Source organism: Mycobacterium sp. NGS26, from assembly GCF_059813025.1.
The window spans coordinates 1-218 of record NZ_JCALDU010000052.1 but is presented as its reverse complement, the minus strand read 5'-3'; the positions used below and the strand labels follow the sequence as shown (position 1 = coordinate 218).

General features: G+C 69.3%; 1 pseudogene. It reads left to right on the top strand.

Annotated elements, in window-relative coordinates:
- Positions 1-30 precede the first annotated feature (30 nt).
- Positions 31-218: pseudogene (locus AC5Y6X_RS24520) on the top strand (hypothetical protein); the annotation flags it as partial.

Sequence of the window (218 nt, the reverse complement as noted above, 5' to 3'; positions counted from 1 at the left end):
TTGACGGTCAGCCCACCATTGACCGCCAAGGTGCCACTGCCCGGTCCGGTGCTCCCCACCGTCAACGTGCCACTGTTGGCGGTGCCGGTGCCCACCGTCATAGTGCCGCCATCGGTCAACGTGCCCGACACCGTCACGCTGCCGGTATCCGTCAGGGTGCCCCCGGCGTTCACCGTCAGGGCGTGGCTGGCGCTGATGGTCAGGGTGCCGCTACCCGG